Genomic DNA, 18,520 nt, shown 5'->3' on the forward strand with positions numbered 1-18,520 from the left:
TATCCTGGCATTTCGACAGTCATCAATGGAAATGGTGCCGTCGCTCAGGTGATGGGACACGTCTGCGGCGGCGTCATCGGTTATCCGATCACGCCGTCCACCGAGATCTCCGAGCTCTACGAGGCGTTCCGCTCCGCCGGCGGCTGCAACGTCTGGGGCAAGCATCCCTTCTTCTTCGAGCCCGAGGGCGAGCATTCGGCGCAGTCCGGCGCGCTCGGCGCCGCGCTCACCGGCGGCAAGTTCGTCTCCAACGCCTCGTCGAGCCAGGGCATTCTGTACGGCCTCGAATCGCACTACGTGACGGTCGGCAAGAAGGTCGGCGGCTTCGTGCTGCAGGTCGCCGCCCGCGTCGTGTCGAAGCACTCGCTCAACGTGATGGCGGGCCACGACGACGTCTACGCCCTGCTGCAGTCCGGCTACACCATCCTGTTCGGCTCCAACCCGCAGGAAGCGGCCGACCTCTCCGTCATCTCCTACAAGGTGAGCGCCACCTCGCTCATTCCGGTCGCCAACGCGATGGACGGCTTCGCCACCTCGCACATGATGAGCGAAGCCCTGATGCCGGAGCCCGAGCTGATCCGGGAGTTCCTCGGCGACCCGTCCGGGCGCGTCAAGGCGCTGACGGTGGCGCAGGAGATCCTGTTCGGCGCCAAGGGGCGCGGCTATCAGCTCAAGCAGTGGCTCGCCAAGCACGAGGGCGACTTCGTGCCGGGCGAACTCGCCAAGGTCCGCGCCTGGCTCGACACCAATATCGACGCGGTCGAGATCGACAATGCCGCCGCGATGATCGACGCGACGCTGGCGTTCGTGCCGGAGGAGCTGCGCCCGCAGTGGCGGCGGCAGTGGACCAACGCGTTCGAGAAGGGCACCCGCCAGCTCGTGCCGGCGCTGGTCGACGTCCACAATCCGGGCCTCACCGGCGGCGTGCAGAACCAGCCCGACTTCCAGGCCGGCTCGATGGACCATCGCACCCACTTCGTGCGTGACGTGCCGCGCTTCGTGCGCGAGGCGATGGCCGAGTACTCGGCTCTCACGGGCCGCGAGTACAAGCCGGTGATGACCTATATGTGCGACGACGCCGAGCACGTGATGGTCGGGCTCGGCTCGGTCACCGACGACGTCGAGGCGGTGGTCGCGCATCTGCGCAGCAAGGGCAAGAAGGTCGGCGTCGTGTCGATCAAGCTGCTGCAGCCGTTCCCGGAGGCCGAGCTGGTCGAGGCCCTGAAGGGCAAGAAGTCCGTCACGGTGCTGGAGCGTTCCGACGTGACGGCGCTGACCAGCTTCGTCACCCAGGCGCTGTTCAAGGCGGTCGAGAACGCCGGCGGCCCGCGCCATCCCGGCATCGCCGCGATCGAGCGGCTGCCCAAGATGACGACGGCGATCTTCGGCCTCGGCGCGCACGACCTGCAGCCGCGCCACCTGATCGCGGCGTTCAAGAACATGGAGACGACCAACGCGCCGTTCGTCTATCTCGGCTCGCAGTTCTTCGCCAAGGATCCGAGCCCGCGGCTCGCGGCCTTGCAGGAGCGCCTGAAGACGGCCTATCCCGAGACCGAGCTGATGGCGCTCGAGACCGAGCCGAACCCGACCCTGCTGCCGCCCTCGGCCTTCCGGGTGCGCTTCCATTCGGTCGGCGGCTACGGCACCATCGCGACCGGCAAGCTCCTCACCGACATTCTCGCCGGCGTGCTCGACATGCACTCCAAGGCGTCGCCGAAATACGGTTCCGAGAAGAGCGGCGCACCGACCAACTACTACATCACGCTGAGCCCCGAGCAGGTGAAGATCACCAATGCCGAGCTCGAGGACGTCGAGATCGTCGTCTCGCCGGACCACAAGGTGTTCAGCCACACCAATCCGCTGCGCGGCCTGGTCGAGGGCGGCACCTTCATGCTGCAGTCGAACCTCTCGCCGCTCGAAGTGTGGAAGGATCTGCCCAAGCGCGCCCGCAAGACGATCCGCGACAAGAAGATCAAGATGTTCGTGATGGACGGCTTCGCGGTCGCCAAGCGCCACGCGCCGACGCCCGAGCTCGAGACCCGCATGATGGGCATCGCCTTCATTGGGGCGGTCTGCGGCCATGTCGACCGCATCGTCGCCGACGCCTCGATCGACGTCATTCTCAAGAAGGTCCAGCAGCAGCTTTCGAAGAAGTTCGGCGCCAAGGGCGCCGCCGTGGTCGACGGCAACATGGCCGTCATCAAGGAAGGCCTGGATGCGACGCACAGGCTCGACTACACGCAGCCGGAATTCGCCGAGCTGGAGACCGAGGAGACCGTCAAGGCGCTGCGCGGCGTCGCCATCTCGGCCGAAATGTGCCGGGTCGGCGGCTCGACGCCGTCCGGCGGCTTCTTCGACCGCGAGTACTACGACGACATGGTCGGCGCGCCGTTCCGCGACGGCACCGTCGCCGAAGCCCCGGTGCTGCCCGGCACCGGCCTGTTCATGCCGGCCGGCTCCGCCGCCTGGAAGGACAAGGGCCTGTTCCGCCGCGACGTGCCGGAGTTCCTGTCCGAGCTCTGCACCGGCTGCATGGAATGCACGCTGGTCTGCCCGGATGCGGCGATCCCCAACACGGTGCACGACATCCACGATCTGCTGCTCACCGGCATCAAGCATCTCGACCTGGTCGAGGCCCAGCGCGAGGCGGTGCGCGGCCAGATCTTCGCGTTGAGCGAAGCGGTCCGCGAGTCCTATCGGTCGACCAAGAAGGCGCAGTCGTTCGGCGAGGTGGTGACCGCGGCGGTCGCCAAGCTCGGCACCGACAACGCCACGCTCAAGCGCAATCTCGGCCGGCTCGCCGAGGTGCTGGAGACCTTCCCGGTCGCCAAGACGCGGCCCTTCTTCGACGCGATGGAGAAGGAGCAGCCCGGCACCGGCGGCCTCTACTCGGTCGCCATCGACCCGTGGAAGTGCTCGGGGTGTCTGGAATGCATCGACGTGTGCGGCCCCGGCGCCCTCAAGGCGCGCGAGCAGGACGCGCCGCTGCTCGAGACCCTGCAGGCCCGCTTCGAGTTCCTCAGCGAGACGCCGAACACGCCGGTCCGCTTCACCGAAGCGGCATTGAGCCCGGGCGGCGACACCAAGCGGCTGATGCTCGACCGCACCAACTACTATGCCACCACGGGCGGCCACGGCGCCTGCCGCGGCTGCGGCGAGGTGACGGCGATCCGCCTGGTGACCTCGACCAACAACGCCATCCAGACCAAGCGGCGCAAGGGGCACCAGCGCGAGCTGGAGGCCCTGATCGAGAAGCTGCAGGCGAAGGTGCCTGCCGTGCAGGACGACACGGCGCGGCGCGAGCGCATCGCCGGCGTGCTGAAGGTCCTCGAGAAGCGCCTTTATCTCCTGGAGAGCGGCCCGACCGGCAACGGCCCGGCCTCGGCCGTGATCGCCAACGCCACCGGCTGCTCGAGCGTCTACGCCTCGACCTTTCCGTTCAATCCCTACAACGACCCGTGGGTGAACAGCCTGTTCCAGGACACTCCGGCAGTCGCCAAGGGCATGTTCGAGGGCCTGACGGCGGCGGCGACCGACGACGTCAAGGCGCTGCGCATCGCCCAGCTCGAGCTCGACGACGCCTACGAGCCGGGCATGCACGACAAGTTCTTCCGCACCTTCTCGTGGCCGCAGTTCACGCCGGAGGAGCTCGCGCTGCTGCCGACCGTGATCAGCATGGGCGGTGACGGCGCCACCTACGACATCGGCTTCGGCGCGCTGTCGCGGTTGCTCACCACCAACACGCCCATCAAGGTCGTGGTGCTCAACACCGGCGCGTACTCCAACACCGGTGGCCAGGCCTCGACGGCGAGCCTGACGGGCCAGGACTCGGATCTGTCGCGCTTCGGTGCAGCCCATCACGGCAAGCAGGAGGACCGCAAGGAGCTCGGCCTGATCGCCGCCTTCCACCCGAACGTGTTCGTGGTGCAGACCTCGACGGCGCTGCAGCAGCACTTCCTGCAGAACGTCACCAAGTACCTCAACCACTCCTCGTCGCCGGCCGTGCTCGACGTCTACACGCCGTGCCAGGCCGAGCACGGGATCGCCGACGCGGCCGCCAGCCGGCGCTCCCGCCTCGCGGTCGAGAGCCGCATGAACCCGGTGTTCGTGCACGATCCGGGCGCGAGCCCGACCCGCCAGGGCTGGTTCTCGCTCGACGGCAATCCGGACGTCGACAAGGATTGGACGAAGACGACGGTGGAATATGTCGAGGACGGCGCCACCAAGCTGATGGACGTGCCGCTGACGCCGGCCTACTTCGCCCAGGAGGAGACCCGCTTCAAGAAGCAGTTCCGCAAGCTCGCGGCCGATGCCGACGCCATGCCGGTGCACGAGTTCATCGATCTCCCGATCGCCGACCGGGCCGGCAAGACCGCCTTCGTGTACTCGACCGACCACGACAAGAAGCTGGTCAAGCTGGAGGTGGCCAACGAGATCATCCATCTGGTCGAGGAGCGCCGCAAATACTGGCGGACGCTGCAATACCTCGCCGGGCGGCAGATCGAGAAGCTGGACGCCGATCATCGCGTCGAGCTCGAGGCCTTGAAGCAGCGCTACGACGAGTCCGTGAAGACGCAGGAGTCGACGCTCGACACCATCGCCCGCGCGATGAGCGAGCTCGCCGCCTCGTCGAACGCCCCGGCGTCCGGCCTCGCGAGTGCGCTCGCCCCGTTCGGCGGCGCTCCGGCGGCGGCGACCGCCGCCCCGGCGGCGGCGGCGAAAGCCAACGGCGCCACGTTGCCCCACATCCACGACGAGGACGTCGCGGCCTGCACCAACTGTAAGACCTGCTACCAGCAGGTCCCCGAGCTGTTCGAGCTGACCAAGATCATGGTCGACGGCGCCCCCAAGGAGGTCGCCCACACCATCCCGGGCGCTCTCGACAAGGTGCAGATCACGCCGGAGCTGAAGGTCCGGGTGGCCAAGGCGGCGGCGAGCTGCGACGCGGAGATCATCCGATGAGCACGGCGAATCCCCAGGAGCAGCTCCTGCGCTACGCCCAGACGTCTCGCACGCTGGAGCAGACCCGCAGCCAGCTCGAGGAGCTGGAGCACTCCGAGGCGGTCGAGATCTTCCAGAAGCAGCTCGACCTCCTCAAGAAGCGCCTGCTCGGCGACCCCAAGTCGCTGCGCAGCATGTTCGTCGCCGACGGCGTCCAGGCGATCGCCTGGGAGTTCCAGCAGGACGCGCTGAGCCCGGCCTTCACCAAGACGCTGTGGAGCCTGATGCTGCGCGACGACGACATGAGCGTCGTGCTGCTGCGCTTCATCTGGGCGATGCCGGTGCGGTTCAAGCGCAAGCTCATCAAGGCGATCGACGACCACCTGTCCGACAAGTACCCGATGTTCAAGGGCCTGTCGGTCAATTGGCCGTTCGACGCCTACATTCCGCCCTATATCCGGCCGCCGGAGGAGCGCAACCACGACTTCGCGCTCGTGAACACCGGCTATCTCGGCTACATGGCGCTCGGCTACACCGAGCGCGAGGTCGAGATGTTCGTCTGGCTCGAGGTGCTGCGCGACAAGCAGTGCCAGGACAAGCCGTGCGAGCTCGGCGTCCTGATCCACGGCAAGAAGGAGCCGAAGGGCGGCTGCCCGGTCAAGATCCACATCCCCGAGATGCTGGACATGCTGGGCCAGGGCAAGTTCCGCCAGGCGCTCGAGCTGATCGAAAGCTGCAACCCGCTGCCCAACGTCACGGGCCGCGTGTGTCCGCAGGAGCTGCAGTGCCAGGGCGTCTGCAAGCACACCCATCGGCCGCTCGAGATCGGGCAGATCGAGTGGTTCCTGCCGCAGCGCGAGAAGCTGGTCGGCCCGAAGCCGGAAGAGCGATTCAAGGGCCGTATCAGCCCGTGGGCGCACGCCGAGAAGCCGCCCATCGCGGTGGTCGGCTCCGGCCCGTCCGGCCTGATCAACGCCTATCTGCTCGCCGCGGAGGGGTTCCCGGTCACGGTGTTCGAGGCGTTCCACGACCTCGGCGGCGTGCTGCGCTACGGCATTCCCGAGTTCCGCCTGCCGAACGAGCTGATCGACGACGTGGTCGGCAAGATCACGCTGCTGGGCGGCCGCTTCGTCAAGAACTTCGTGGTCGGCAAGACCGCGACGCTCGAGGATCTGAAGGAGGCCGGCTTCTGGAAGATCTTCGTCGGCACCGGCGCCGGCCTGCCGACCTTCATGAACGTGCCGGGCGAGCACTTTCTCGGCGTCATGTCGGCCAACGAGTTCCTCACCCGCGTCAACCTGATGCGGGCGCTCGACGACAAGTACGAGACGCCGCTGCCCGACATCAAGGACAAGCAGGTCTTCGTCGTCGGCGGCGGCAACACCGCGATGGACGCGGCCCGCACGGCGCGGCGCCTCGGCGGCCACGTGACGATCGTCTATCGCCGCACCAAGTCGGAGATGCCGGCCCGCGTCGAGGAGCTGCACCACGCCCTCGAGGAGGGCATCGACCTCAAGGTGCTGCGTGCGCCGATCGAGTTCATCGGTGACGAGAAGACGCACTTCATCAGCCACGCCGTGCTGGCCGTCAACCAGCTCGGCCCGCCCGACAAGTCGGGCCGCCGCGCGCCGAAGCCTACCGGCGAGACCGAGCGTGTGCCGGTCGACCTCGTCATCATGGCGCTGGGCAACACCGCGAACCCGATCATGAAGGACGCGGAGCCCGACCTGAAGACCTCCAAGTGGGGCACCATCGAGGTGCCGGAGGGCTCGCAGAAGACCTCGATCGCGGACGTCTACTCCGGCGGCGACGCCGCCCGCGGCGGCTCGACCGCCATCCGGGCGGCCGGCGACGGCCAGGCGGCGGCGCGCGAGATCGTCGGCGACATCCCGTTCACGCCGGCCGAGATCAAGGTGCGGGTCGACAAGGCGGCCCGCTACACCGAGCTCGGCCAGGTCAAGCAGACCGTGGTCGAGAAGATCGCGCTCGCCGGCGGCATCGTCGAGTTCAAGGTGCGGGCCCCGATGGTGGCCCACTCCGCCAAGGCCGGCCAGTTCGTACGTGTGCTGGGCTGGGACGACGGCGAGCTGATCCCGCTCACCCTCGCCGACTGGGACGCCGAGGCCGGCACCATCGACCTGGTCATCCAGGGCATGGGCACCTCGACGCTGCTGATGAACAAGATGGCGGTCGGCGACGCCTTCGCCGGCATTGCCGGCCCGCTCGGGCGTGCGAGCGAGGTGCACCATTACGGCCCCGACCAGACCGTGGTGTTCACGGCCGGCGGCGTCGGCCTGCCGCCCGTCTATCCGATCGCGCGGGCGCATCTCGAGCTCGGCAATCACGTCACCCTGATCGCCGGCTTCCGCTCCAAGGACTTCCTGTTCTGGACCGGAGACGACGAGCGGATGGGCAAGCTGAAGGCCAAGTACGGCGATCAGCTCGACATCATCTACGCGACCAATGACGGCACCTTCGGCATCAAGGGCTTCGTCACGACGCCGCTCGAGGAGATGCTGAAGAACGACAAGACCAGCAAGGGCCGCAAGATCGCCGAGGTCATCACGATCGGTCCGCCGATCATGATGCGGGTCGTCTCCGACCTGACCAAGCCTTACGGCGTGAAGACGGTGGCGAGCCTCAACTCGATCATGGTGGACGCGACGGGCATGTGCGGCGCCTGCATGGTGCCGATCACGGTCGACGGCAAGATGGTGCGCAAGCACGCCTGCATCGACGGTCCGGAGCTCGATGCCCACCTGATCGACTGGGACAAGTTCCTGCCGCGGTTCAACACCTTCAAGGCGCAGGAGCAGCGCAGCAAGGTGGCGCACGGGCTGGCCTGATCGGTCGTCCGCCGCGGCACGTTCCGCGTGCCGACACATGTTGCGAAGGAGCAGGGCCGAGCCCTGCTCCTTTTGCATTCGGGGGTCGAGGAGATATGCGCGCGCCGTCGCGGTGCGCCGCGGCGCTATTGCGTCGGGAATCGCGCCGGCCGACAATGCGGCCCCGCAACGAAACCCCGGCGAACAACAAGCCCATGTACACCGCAACCTCGAAGCGCCTCACCAACGAGGGCGCCCGCAAGATCCTGGAAACCGCCATGGCCAAGGCCCGCGAGGCGGGCATTCAGGTCGCTGTCGCGATCGTCGACGGCGGCGGCAATCTGCTGCTGCTCGAGCGCATGGACACGGCGCGGTTCCATCTCGTCCATTCCTCCACCACCAAGGCGAAGTGCTGCGCTTCCAACAAGCGGCCGACGACCTCCAAGGGCGCGGTCGCCCAGCCGCTGGATACCGCGCACGCCCTCGGCCTCGCGCTGGCGGCCGGCCCCGAGAACTGGACCGCCATGGAAGGCGGCTGCCCGATCATCTTCGACGGCGAGTGCGTCGGCGGTGTCGGTGTCAGCGGCGGAAGCTGGGACATGGACGGCCGGATCGCCGAGGAAGCGGTGAAGTCGATCGGCGCGAGCGTCAGCATCGACGGCAAGTGACGTTTCGCGTGGCGCGGCGCACCGGCAAGCAACTATCGTCGTCATTGCCGGGCTCGACCCGGCAATCCATCGAACTTCGAAAGAAGCCCTTCTTCTTAAGCGATGGATGCGTGGGTCGAGCCCGCGCATGACGAGTCGGAGTTTGTGAAGACTGGTATTACTCGTCACAACAAAAAGTGGTCGAACAACATGAGCAACAACCCCGTACGCGTCGGTTGCATCGGCATGGGCTGGTGGTCCGACGTGCTGGCCGATGCCATCAAGCGTTCGAGCAAGATCGAGATCGTGAGCTGCTACACCCGCACGCCGGAGAAGCGCAACGCGTTCGCGGCGAAGTACGGCGGCAAGGCGGTGGCGAGCTTCGAGGAGATGCTCGCCGATCCGTCGGTCGAAGCGATCATCAACACCACGCCGAACAACGTTCATCTGGAGACGACCGGACAGGCGGCGGCCGCCGGCAAGCACGTCTTCCTCGACAAGCCGATCGCCAACAACGTCTCGACCGGTCGCGCCATCGCCGACGTGGCCAAGAAGCACGGCATCATCCTTCAGCTCGGCTATCAGCGCCGGCGCGAGAGCCAGTTCCGCTGGATCAAGCAGCAGATCGACGCCGGCGTGTTCGGCAAGCTGGTCAACGCCGAATCGAACATCAGCCGCGACCGGCTGGGCAAGTTCGACGCGCACCACTGGCGCCACACGGCGGAGGGCATGCCGGGCGGCGTGATGCTGCAGATCGGCATCCACTACATCGACGTGCTGAGCTATCTGATGGGGCCGGTCGTCGCCGTCACGGGCCGGGCCGTTCAACTCGTCCTCCCGGGCGACAATCCGGACGTCGCCAGCATGATCCTGGAGCACGAGAACGGCGCACTCTCGACCGTCAACGCCTCCTACGCGTCGGCGGCCGAATACTACCTGATGAACATCTACGGCAAGGAGGCGACCGCCTATTACGACCTCCACAACGGCCTGCGCCTGCAGAAGCGCCACTCCGACAAGGTCGAGCCGATTCCGTTCGAGAAGAACGACGCCATCCGCGACGAGCTCGAGGAGTTTGCCGCCGTGGTGCGCGGCAACGGCAAGCCGGAGACCGACGGCGTGCACGGCTATCAGTCGCTCGCCGTGGTGCGGGCCGGCACCGTCTCGGCGCGCGAAGGCCGTCGCGTCGAGGTCGCCGAGATGTTGGCGAAGGATTGAACGGCCGCGTGGCGCGACCCGACGTTTGCGCGGCTCGCGGGCTCGGAGCGTGTGGCACCCCCCTCCCTGTCCCTCCCCCACAAGGGGGGAGGGAGCAGGCTGCGGCGAGCCGCCGGTTGTTCCGGCTCTCGGAGTGGGAGTCGTGGAAGCGTGAAGGCGAAGCGCTTCCGGTGTTCCCTCCCCCCTTGTGGGGGAGGGACAGGGAGGGGGGTGGCCCGATGCGAGGTGTCAGCGGTCCGGCCACGGCTCTTCACCGAGGCCGCCGACTGAGCGAGGGCAAAACGACCGTCCGGCGCCGCCCTCAATCCTGCTTCATCTTCACCACCACCTTGATGGCGTCCTCGATGCGGTCGCGGGCGTAGCGGAAGGCGGTCGGCACCTCCTCGAGCGGGAACGTGTGGGTGTGGATCAGCTTGGGGTCGAACCGCTTCTGCTCGACCAGCGCGGCGACCCGGTGGGTGGCGCTGCGGCCCTCGCCGCGGATGCCGAACACCGAGATGTGCTGGCGGATCAGCTTGGCGAGGTCGACCGAGGCCTTGTGCTCCGGAAAGCCGATCAGGCACACCTTGCCGCCGCGCTTGAGCATGTCGGTGGCGAGGTCGAGGCTGTTCGGGTCGCCCGAAGCCTCGACCACGTAATTCACCCCCTTGCCGCCCGTGATGCGCTTCACCGCCTCGAGCGGATCCTCGTTGCGGATGTTGACGACGTGGTCGGCGCCCATCCGCTTGCCGAGCGCCAGCCGCGCGTCGCGGGTGCCGGTGAGGATCACGGGTTGGGCGCCGAGCGCCTTCGCCACCGCGACCACCATCAGGCCGATGGCGCCGGGGCCGAGCACCACGACGCTCTCGCCGGCGACCAACCCGTTCAGGGTGTCGAGTGCGTACATGGCCGTGCCGGCCGTCACGATCAGGGTCGCCTCCTCGTCGCCGACCCCCTCCGGCACGTGGACCAGCGTCGAGACGTGGTTGACGGCGTACTCGCAGAAGCCGCCGTCGGTGGTGAAGCCGTTGGCGCGGTGGCCCTTGTCGTGGCCCTTGTAGTTCATGCCGTAGTTGAGGCAGGCCGTGTACATGCCGGCGCGGCAGCGCTCGCAGCGGCCGCAGCCGTAATGCACCTCGACCACCACGCGGTCGCCGGGCGAAAACTCGTCGACGCCGGCGCCGAGCTTTACCACGGTGCCCATGTACTCGTGTCCGGGTGTAAAATTCTTGTTGAAGGGCTTGCCGCCTTCGATCAGCGCCGGCGGGCCCTTGGTGATGATGCTGATGTCGCCGGCGCAGAACGCGATGGCGTCGATGCGCACCAGCACCTCGGAATGGCCTGGCTGCGGCACCGGCTTCTCGGTGAGGCGGAGCTGTCCGGGATCGTCCAGCACCCAGGCCTTCATGGTGGCCGGGATGACGAAGTCTGTCGGGGCGGTAGCGGTCATCGGAATTGTCCTTGCCGGTTGGAGGTCCGGAGGGGAAGGAGTCGTCATTGCCGGGCGTGACCCGGCAATCCATCGATCTTCGAAAAGAGCGTGTCTTTAGGGATGGATGCGCGGGTCGAGCCCGCGCATGACGAGTCCGAGTGTTTGAAGACTGGTCTCACTTCTCGATCGGGAAGCCGACGATGCTGCCCCATTCGGTCCAGGAGCCGTCGTAGATCTTGATGTTGCCGTAGCCCAGCAGGCCGGCGAGCGCGACCCAGGCGAGCGTCGCGCGGTGGCTGAGCCGGCAATAGCAGACGACGTCGTCGAACGTCTCCGGCGCGATGCCGTAGGCGGCGAGCGCCTTGCGGATCGCGTCCGGCGACTTGAACGAGTCGTCGTCGTTCAGCACCTCGCGGAAATAGAAGTGCCGCGCGCCGGGAATGCGGCCGGTGCGCTCGGCGCCGTGGTCGAACGCCGACGTGTACTCGGCGACCCGCTTGCCGGCATATTCCTCCGGCGAGCGGACGTCGAGGATCAGCCGGTGCGAATGGCCGAGATGGGCCTTCACCTCGTCGCGGCCGACCCGCATGGAGGCGTCCGGCGTGGGCACCGGATATTCGACAGGCCTGAAGCTCGGCACGGTACGGGACAGCGGCCGTTTCTCGGCGAGCCATTTGCGGCGGCCGCCATCGAGGACTTTCAGGTTCTTGTGGCCGGCCATCGTGAAGGCCCAGTACGCATAGGTGCCGTACTGCACGGGCTCGCCGTAGAGCACGACGGTGGTGTCGGGGCCGATGCCGAGCTTGCCGAACAGCCGCGCCAGCGCTTCCGGCGAGACGAACTCGCGGTCGCTCTCGTGCCAGCAGGCGGTCTTCCAGAACAGCCAAGCGGCGCCGGGTACATGGCCGTCGCAATAGGCGGTCGGCTCGTTGATATTGGAGATTTCGACGACCCGCAGTCCGGGGTCGTCGAGATGCTCCTCGAGCCAAGCGGGGGAGACGACGGGTGAAGCCATGGAAGATCCTCGCGCGAAGGGAGCCGATCTCTGTTGCTCTTTGGGCGGACGAGGCGCCGCGACATCGTCGCGGCGCCTCCGAGTATCGAGCAGGCCGGCGGCGTCAGTCGACGTCGCCCGTGGCGAGCCTGCGCGTCGCCGTGTCGTAGTCGCATGCGCTCACCCACCGGCCGACCACCAGGGTGGCGATCACGTTGCCCATCAGGTTGGTCGCGGCGCGGATCTGCGACATGAAGCTGTCGGCGCCGATCAGCAAGGCGAGTGCGCCGACCGGGATGTCGCTGATGGTCGGCATGGTGGCGGCGAGCGCCACGAAGCCGGCGCCGGCGACGCCGGCCGCGCCCTTCGACGTGAACAGCATCACGAACAGAACCGAGAGCTGCTGCCAGATCGACATCTCGATGTCGAGGGCGTGGGCCATGAACATCAGGCCCATGGTCATGTAGATTGCGGTGCCGTCGGTGTTGAACGACATGCCGGACGGCATCACCAGGCCGACCACCTCGCGCGAGACGCCGAGCTTCTCCAGCTTCTCCATGCAGCGCGGCAGCATCGCCTCGCCGGACGTGGCGGCGAGGCAGAACAGCCACTCGTCCTTGAAGTAGGAGAGCACCTGGAAGACGTTGAAGCCGGCCCATCTGAGGAAGCCGCCGAGCACCACCAGCACGAAGAAGATGCTGACGACATAAACGCCGAGGATGAGCTGGCCGAGATCGACCAGGGTGCGCGTGCCGAACTTCGACACCGTGAACGCCATGGCGCCGAAGGCGGCGAGCGGCGCGACGTACATGATGATCTTCACCATGCCGAAGAACGCCGAGGTGGACCGGTCGAGGAGGTCGACGATCGGCCTGCCTTTCTCGCCGATCCCGACCAGGGCGAAGCCGAACAGCGTGGCGACGAACACCACCTGCAGCATGTTGCCCTTGGCGAAGGGGTCGATGAAGGTGATCGGGATGATGTCCATCAGGAAGGACATCATGGTCATGTCCTGGCTCGCCTTGGCGAAGCCGGCGACCAGCTTGCTGTCGAGTGCGGCCGGATTGGCGTGGATGCCGGAGCCGATCGGCCAGACATTGATGACGACGATGCCGATGATCAGCGCGATGGTCGAGGCGACCTCGAAATAGATCAGCGCCTTGGCGCCGACATTGGCGACGCGGTGCATGTCGCCCATCTTGGCGATGCCGACCACGATGGTGAGGAAGATGATCGGCGTGATGATCATCTTGATCGCCTTGATGAAGACCAGGCCGAGCGGCTGCAGCGTCACACCGATGTTCGGGTAGACGATCGCCAGCAGCGAGCCCAGGATCACGCCGACGATCACCTGGACGTACATCTTCTTGTAGAACGGCTTGGCGGCCTGCTTCGCAGCAGGCGACGCGGGTGCCTGCGTCGCGACGGTCGTGATGGTCATGGTTTCAAATCCCCCAGACTATGGCGCGCGCCGCGCGGCTTGGCGTGGGGTGCAAATCACCCACGCGACGGCGGATGCTGCCTCAATTCTGGAATGCGGAAAAGCAACGCGGCTGCGCGGACTGCCCCGCGCGCCGCGCAATACGGCATGCCGCGACGGATCCGCGAATCGATCGCGCCGTATCCGTGACATTCCGGGGTCTTGCTGCTGTGATCAGACTCCTGCCGTCTGTGTTGCATCCGGCTTACTGCGTAGTGGGCGCGCAATTGGCGGCGGCGCGCTGCCGTCCAGCAGGCCGCGTTCTGCGCTGCAGCAGACGCGCCGCGATCGCCTGCAAGAAAATGCAATTAATGAGCGAGAGGCGGGGCGGTGACGACAGGCGGCCTCGGATACCGGCGACGACGGCGACGAGCCTGCCGGTGTCTTTCTGCGAAACGAGGCGGGGCCCCGCATCGATCCTTTCGGAGTCCGAGGGCCGCCGCCGGCCAACCTGGGCTGATCAGATGGCGAGGCGCTGGTGCAGCGCGTCGTCCCACTGACTGGTGAGATAGCGGAACATCCAGTTGCCGCGCCGCTTCAGCCGCTGATACGCGGCCTTCAGGTCGAGCACCATGGTGATGCGCCGGCTGGCGCAGTGCAGCTCGCCGACATCGTGGGTGGCTACCGGGTGGAAGCCCATCACCCTGGTGTGGAAGCCGTAGGGGCTGTGCGGGTCGTCCTCGAACACGTCGGTGAGATAGTGCGTGTAGCCGCGTGAAATCGTCTCGGCGGCGGCGGCGCGCATCAGCGCGGCGGCGACGACCAGGCGCCGGCGGTAACGCGGCACGACGGCGAAGCGGCCGATCTCGGCGATCTTGCAATCGCCGATCATCTCCTCGATGCGGATCGCCGGGTCGATCGGGGCGAAGCCGTAGGCCGCATAGGCGGCGAGCGGCGGATCGTAGAGCACGCGCACCACGCCGGCGGGCCGCACCCGCACGCCGATCGGCCGGCTGCGCACGTCGACCACGAACCAGGAGACATTGTCGCGGACGAGATCGTCCGGCGGAAACTGAGTCTCCGGATCGATCACCCAGCGCTTCTCGCGCTGATAGGTCGCCCGCAGCACCGCGAGGACGCGGAGGCGACCGGCCTCGTCGATCACCCGGTGGGCGGTGACGCGCTCGTCCAGTCTCATGGCGAACCTCCGTGCAGTGGGGGCGGGGCGGCGGGCGTCGACATCCGGTCGGAGCAGATCGGGCCGGCCGAGCGCTTGCCGGAAAGGCGGGCGATCTCGGCCATCACGGCGCCGTGCCAGGACCGCAGGGCGGTCGCCGAGGGGCGTTCGATGCGCTCGCGCGGCAGCAGCGGCGGGCCGATCCGCACCTCGATGGCGTCGCGATCGCTGATCGGGCGGCCGGGCGGCGCGTGCGGGAAGCGAATCCCGACCGGTACGACCGGGACGCCGGTCTCGAGCGACAGGAGCGCGGCGCTGCGCCGTCCCGGCAGCAGCGTGTTCGGATCGCGATTGACCGTGCCTTCGACAAAGACGCCGACCGAACGGCCGCGGGCGAGACAGTCGCGGGCGTGGTCGAGCACCGAGCCGGCCGGTCGGTAGAGCGGCCGCAGCACGTCGAGCACGCGCGGCCGCGCCGGCTTCGCCGTCACGGCGAGGATTTCGGCGCGGCGATAGAGCAGGCCGATGCCGGGGATGAGCTGGAAGTTCCAGTCCGCCATGAAGTGGATCAGGCGGCCGCCGCGATGCAGCGTCAGCACGGCGGGGACCAGCAGCGCCTCGATCCGGGTCGAATGATTGAGCGCCAGGATGAACGGATCGTAGCCGGGCCTGATGTTCTGCAGGCCGGTCACGCCGAGCACGCGGCCGCGCGCCGCGAGCGCGACGGCGCGGAGCAGGGCGCGATTGGCGAAGCCCTGATAGGGCAGCGGCCAGCGCAGCACCTCGCCAGGCGTCGCCAGCTCCCAGGACGGCGGATCGGCATACAACGACATCGGCGGTGCAGGTCCACCCGGAGACGGACGCCACCCGGCGTGGCGCGCTCGCTCTCCCGGTCATCCAAACAGCGTCGGTGATTCCTGTTGCGCCCGGATGAGCGCGCCGTGACGGGGACGTGACAAAGAATCGAGGACTCGAGCCGGTTATCGGTGATTCCGGGGCGCCGCGCAGCGGCGAGCCCGGAATCCATACTCACAGAGACAGGGGTTATGGATTCCGGGCTCGCGGGCTTTCAGCCCGCGCCCCGGAATGACGGCCAAGAGATGTCTATCCGAATTCGGAAACAGATAAGAAGCGGGGGACGACGTTTCCACCCCGCTCGCCGCAGGCAGGGAGAGGCGAAGGTCATCCGCCGCTTTCGCTCAGCTCTCCTCGCGCTCGATCGTCAGCAGGCGGCCGCCGCAACTGACAAACGCGCGGCTGCGGCAGGTGAGCACGATCACCTGCTGCTTCTCGGCCGCCTGGGTCAGCACGTCGAACATGCGCTCGATGCGCTCGTCGTCGGAGAACACCAGCGAGTCGTCGAGCACCACCGGCACCGGCTGGCCGCGCTCGGCGAGCAGCCGGCCGAGCGCCAGCCGCACGATGATGGCGATCTGCTCGCGGGTGCCGTCGGAGAGCGACATGAACGGCTCGTCGGTACCGGCCCGCATCAGGCCGTCGATCGAGAAGCCGGCGTCGAGCGCCGCATCCGCCCCGGGAAACAGCGCGTGCAGATAGGGCCGCATCGCGGTCTTCACGGGCGCGAGGAAGCTCTCGCTGGCGGCGCGGCGGCTCTCCTCGATGGTGTCGCGCAACAGGCGCAGCGCGGCGAGGCGCCGCTCGATCGCGGCGACATCGGTCTCGGCCAGCGCCAGCGCGTCGGCGGCCTCGGCCTCGCGCTCGCCCAGGCCCTCGCCGCCGCGCGTGGCGATGCGGCCCTGCAGATTGGCGATCTCCTGCTCGACCGCGATCAGCCGCGTCTCGTTGCCCTTGATCGCCTCGGTCAGGCGCTTCACCCGCGCGTCCAGCGCGCTGCGCTGCTCGGGCGTCGGCAACGCGGCGCGCAGTTGCGTGGCGCACGCTGCCGCGGCGTCGAAAGCGGCCCGCGCCTGCGCCGCCTCGGCGGCCAGTGCCACCAGCCGCTCGTCACGCCCTGCGTCCGGGCAGACGGCGAGATCCTCGGCGAGCCGGCTTTGGGCCTCGCCGATTTCGATCTGAAGGGCTTGCTGCCGGAACTTCTCGGCGGCGTCCTCGCTGCGGGCCACGTGCACGGCGCTTTGCGCGTCGGCGTGCTCGCGGTGCAGCGCGTCGCGGGCCTGCTCGGAGGCGGTTCGCTCGCGCGCCAGCACGTCGCGGTCGAGCGGCGCCGAGCCGGCCGCCCCGATCCCGGCACCGTCGAGCCCGGCCTGCGCCTCGGCGAGCGCCCGCTCCAGACCCGCGATCCCGTCCTCTTTGCTGCCTTTGGCCGCCGGCGGCGCCGTGGCGGCAAGCTCTGCGACGAGGCCGCGACCCTCGGTCTGGAGATCGTCCGCCTTGGCGCGCCGCTCGTAGGCTTCGGCGAGCGAGCCGACGCCCGCCTCGCGCAGCGCTTTCGCGAGCTTTTCACGCGCCGCCTCGACCGCACCGGCATCCTCCGAGGTTGCGACCGGCACGATCTCGACGGTGGCGATGTCGCCGACCGCGACGGTGAGCGGGCCGACCGCGGCGATCTCACGCAAGCCGTCGATCGGTTCGCCCGCGCAGGTGACGAGGCCGGCACCGGCCGGCCCGACTCTCACGGTGACGCGCGGCGCCTTTGCTTCCTGGCGGGCACGGGCGGCATCGAGCGCCTGCATGGCCGCCTCGATGGCCTTGATCGTCTCGACCGGCACGGCGAGCGTCGTGATCACCTGGCGAATCCGGGCGATTCCTTCGCGCAACTCGCGGGCTCTGGCGAGCCGGGTGGAGATCTCGACGACCCGTTCGGCGTCGCGGGCCGCGGTCTCGCGCCGGCGCGCCTGGTCGACGGCGCGCTCCGCCTCGGCCCAGCGCGCCGCGAGCGCGCCGAGCACCTGCTCCTGCGCCGCGAGCGCCGCCGCCTGGGCCGCGCAGGCGGCGTTCTGCTCGGCGAGGCGTCGCGTCAGTGCCGCGATCTTCTCGCGCGTCTTGCCGATGCGCTGGTCGAGCCCGACCAGCTCCTCGTGGCGCTTGCGGGCGCGGTCGAGACCGAGCTCGCGCTGGGCCTGCTCGGTCTCGGCCCGCTGGGTCGCCTGCTCGGCCTTGGCCGTCTGCTCGCGCTCCGCGACGGCCGCGTCGCGGTCGGTCCGCATCTGCGCGAGCGCCGCAGCATCGGCCAGCGTCTCGCGCTCGCGCAATTTCCCTGCCAACGCCGTGCGGTCGGCCTCGAGCGCCGCCAGGGTCGACCGCAGCTCGGCGAGCGCGGTCTGGGCGGCGGCGCGGCGGTCGAGCGCCGCCTTCCATGGGCCGCCCGCCTTCGGCCCGGTCTTGGTCTCCTCGCGCGACAGCTTGTCGGTGATGCTCTTCCACACCCGCTCGCCGCGCTCGCCACCCAAGACCTCGCCGACCTCGGCCTCGATGACGCGCGACAGCAGCGCCTTGGTCTCCTCGCTCGGCACGGCGGGCTTGAACGACTGGCCCTGCCGCACCCACAAGAGCCCGAAGGTCGACTCGTCGGCCGCCGAGGTGCCGGGGACGAGATCGAGCGCCGCCCACACCGCCTCGTCGGCGGCGCGGCCGTCCGCCACCAGGGTGCCGCCCTTGTAGAGCCGCGCGCCGGTGCTGCGCAGGAACGACTTCTTGACCAGATAATCGGCGCCGCCGCGCTGGAAGCCGACCTCGATGCAGGCCGGGATCTCGGCGCCCAGGCAGGCGAGCCGCCGCATCTCCTCGGTCTTGCTGCCGTGACGGGCGAACAAGGCGAGCTGCAGGGCGCGGAACAGCGTCGATTTTCCCGCTTCGTTGGGGGCGCACAGCAGATTGAGCCCGGGGCCGAGCCCGCGCACCACATGGCGCGAGCGAAAGCGTCCGACCCCGTCGACGGCGAGATGCGTGATGATCATGATCGCGCC

Annotated in this window: 10 protein-coding genes; 4 read left to right on the forward strand and 6 right to left on the reverse strand. The window is 68.3% G+C overall.

The window, feature by feature from the left end:
- Positions 1 to 51 precede the first annotated feature (51 nt).
- The 4 genes from HXX10_RS05420 to HXX10_RS05435 all read left to right on the forward strand — a co-directional run bounded on the left by HXX10_RS05420 (position 52) and on the right by HXX10_RS05435 (position 9,631).
- Positions 52 to 4,962, forward strand: a complete 4,911-nt coding sequence (locus HXX10_RS05420) for a 2-oxoacid:acceptor oxidoreductase family protein (protein WP_296520514.1) — start codon at positions 52 to 54, stop codon at positions 4,960 to 4,962.
- Positions 4,959 to 7,787, forward strand: coding sequence for a sulfide/dihydroorotate dehydrogenase-like FAD/NAD-binding protein (locus HXX10_RS05425; RefSeq protein WP_296520515.1), 2,829 nt, complete (start codon positions 4,959 to 4,961; stop codon positions 7,785 to 7,787). The genes HXX10_RS05420 and HXX10_RS05425 overlap by 4 nt, the downstream gene beginning before the upstream one ends.
- Positions 7,788 to 7,882: 95 nt before the next feature.
- A complete protein-coding gene (locus tag HXX10_RS05430; protein ID WP_296520516.1) occupies positions 7,883 to 8,434 on the forward strand; it encodes a heme-binding protein in 552 nt (183 codons plus the stop codon).
- 189 nt (positions 8,435 to 8,623) lie between these two features.
- Positions 8,624 to 9,631: a Gfo/Idh/MocA family oxidoreductase gene (locus HXX10_RS05435; protein ID WP_296520517.1), complete on the forward strand. Its 1,008-nt coding sequence runs from the start codon at positions 8,624 to 8,626 to the stop codon at positions 9,629 to 9,631.
- A gap of 301 nt (positions 9,632 to 9,932) precedes the next feature.
- On the opposite strand, the gene HXX10_RS05440 is transcribed toward HXX10_RS05435, so the two are convergent.
- The 6 genes from HXX10_RS05440 to HXX10_RS05465 form a co-directional block, all read right to left on the reverse strand.
- On the reverse strand, positions 9,933 to 11,060 hold the full coding sequence (locus HXX10_RS05440) for a zinc-binding dehydrogenase (protein WP_296520518.1): 1,128 nt from the start codon (positions 11,058 to 11,060) through the stop codon (positions 9,933 to 9,935).
- A gap of 157 nt (positions 11,061 to 11,217) precedes the next feature.
- Positions 11,218 to 12,057 carry a sulfurtransferase gene (locus HXX10_RS05445; protein ID WP_296520519.1) on the reverse strand — a complete coding sequence of 280 codons (840 nt, stop codon included), beginning with the start codon at positions 12,055 to 12,057 and terminating at the stop codon, positions 11,218 to 11,220.
- Between the two features lie 103 nt (positions 12,058 to 12,160).
- Positions 12,161 to 13,477, reverse strand: a complete 1,317-nt coding sequence (locus tag HXX10_RS05450) for a cation:dicarboxylase symporter family transporter (protein ID WP_296520520.1) — start codon at positions 13,475 to 13,477, stop codon at positions 12,161 to 12,163.
- A 499-nt stretch (positions 13,478 to 13,976) separates the two neighbouring features.
- Positions 13,977 to 14,654 (reverse strand): GNAT family N-acetyltransferase, encoded by a 678-nt coding sequence (locus tag HXX10_RS05455; protein WP_296520521.1) that lies wholly within the window; start codon positions 14,652 to 14,654, stop codon positions 13,977 to 13,979.
- On the reverse strand, positions 14,651 to 15,466 hold the full coding sequence (locus HXX10_RS05460; protein WP_296520522.1) for a 1-acyl-sn-glycerol-3-phosphate acyltransferase: 816 nt from the start codon (positions 15,464 to 15,466) through the stop codon (positions 14,651 to 14,653). Before HXX10_RS05460 ends, HXX10_RS05455 begins: the two co-directional genes overlap by 4 nt.
- 366 nt (positions 15,467 to 15,832) lie before the next feature.
- Positions 15,833 to 18,511, reverse strand: a complete 2,679-nt coding sequence (locus HXX10_RS05465) for an AAA family ATPase (RefSeq protein WP_296520523.1) — start codon at positions 18,509 to 18,511, stop codon at positions 15,833 to 15,835.
- Positions 18,512 to 18,520 lie beyond the last annotated feature (9 nt).

This window comes from Rhodoplanes sp., assembly GCF_013377085.1.
GTDB lineage: Bacteria > Pseudomonadota > Alphaproteobacteria > Rhizobiales > Xanthobacteraceae > Rhodoplanes.

Bases quoted from the DNA above. Each gene is read 5' to 3' on its own strand.
- HXX10_RS05420 (WP_296520514.1), top strand. From the start codon at position 52: ATGGGACACGTCTGCGGCGGCGTCATCGGTTATCCGATCACGCCGTCC.
- HXX10_RS05425 (WP_296520515.1), top strand. From the start codon at position 4,959: ATGAGCACGGCGAATCCCCAGGAGCAGCTCCTGCGCTACGCCCAGACG.
- HXX10_RS05430 (WP_296520516.1), top strand. From the start codon at position 7,883: ATGCGCGCGCCGTCGCGGTGCGCCGCGGCGCTATTGCGTCGGGAATCG.
- HXX10_RS05435 (WP_296520517.1), top strand. From the start codon at position 8,624: ATGAGCAACAACCCCGTACGCGTCGGTTGCATCGGCATGGGCTGGTGG.
- HXX10_RS05440 (WP_296520518.1), bottom strand. From the start codon at position 11,060: ATGACCGCTACCGCCCCGACAGACTTCGTCATCCCGGCCACCATGAAG.
- HXX10_RS05445 (WP_296520519.1), bottom strand. From the start codon at position 12,057: ATGGCTTCACCCGTCGTCTCCCCCGCTTGGCTCGAGGAGCATCTCGAC.
- HXX10_RS05450 (WP_296520520.1), bottom strand. From the start codon at position 13,477: ATGACCATCACGACCGTCGCGACGCAGGCACCCGCGTCGCCTGCTGCG.
- HXX10_RS05455 (WP_296520521.1), bottom strand. From the start codon at position 14,654: ATGAGACTGGACGAGCGCGTCACCGCCCACCGGGTGATCGACGAGGCC.
- HXX10_RS05460 (WP_296520522.1), bottom strand. From the start codon at position 15,466: ATGTCGTTGTATGCCGATCCGCCGTCCTGGGAGCTGGCGACGCCTGGC.
- HXX10_RS05465 (WP_296520523.1), bottom strand. From the start codon at position 18,511: ATGATCATCACGCATCTCGCCGTCGACGGGGTCGGACGCTTTCGCTCG.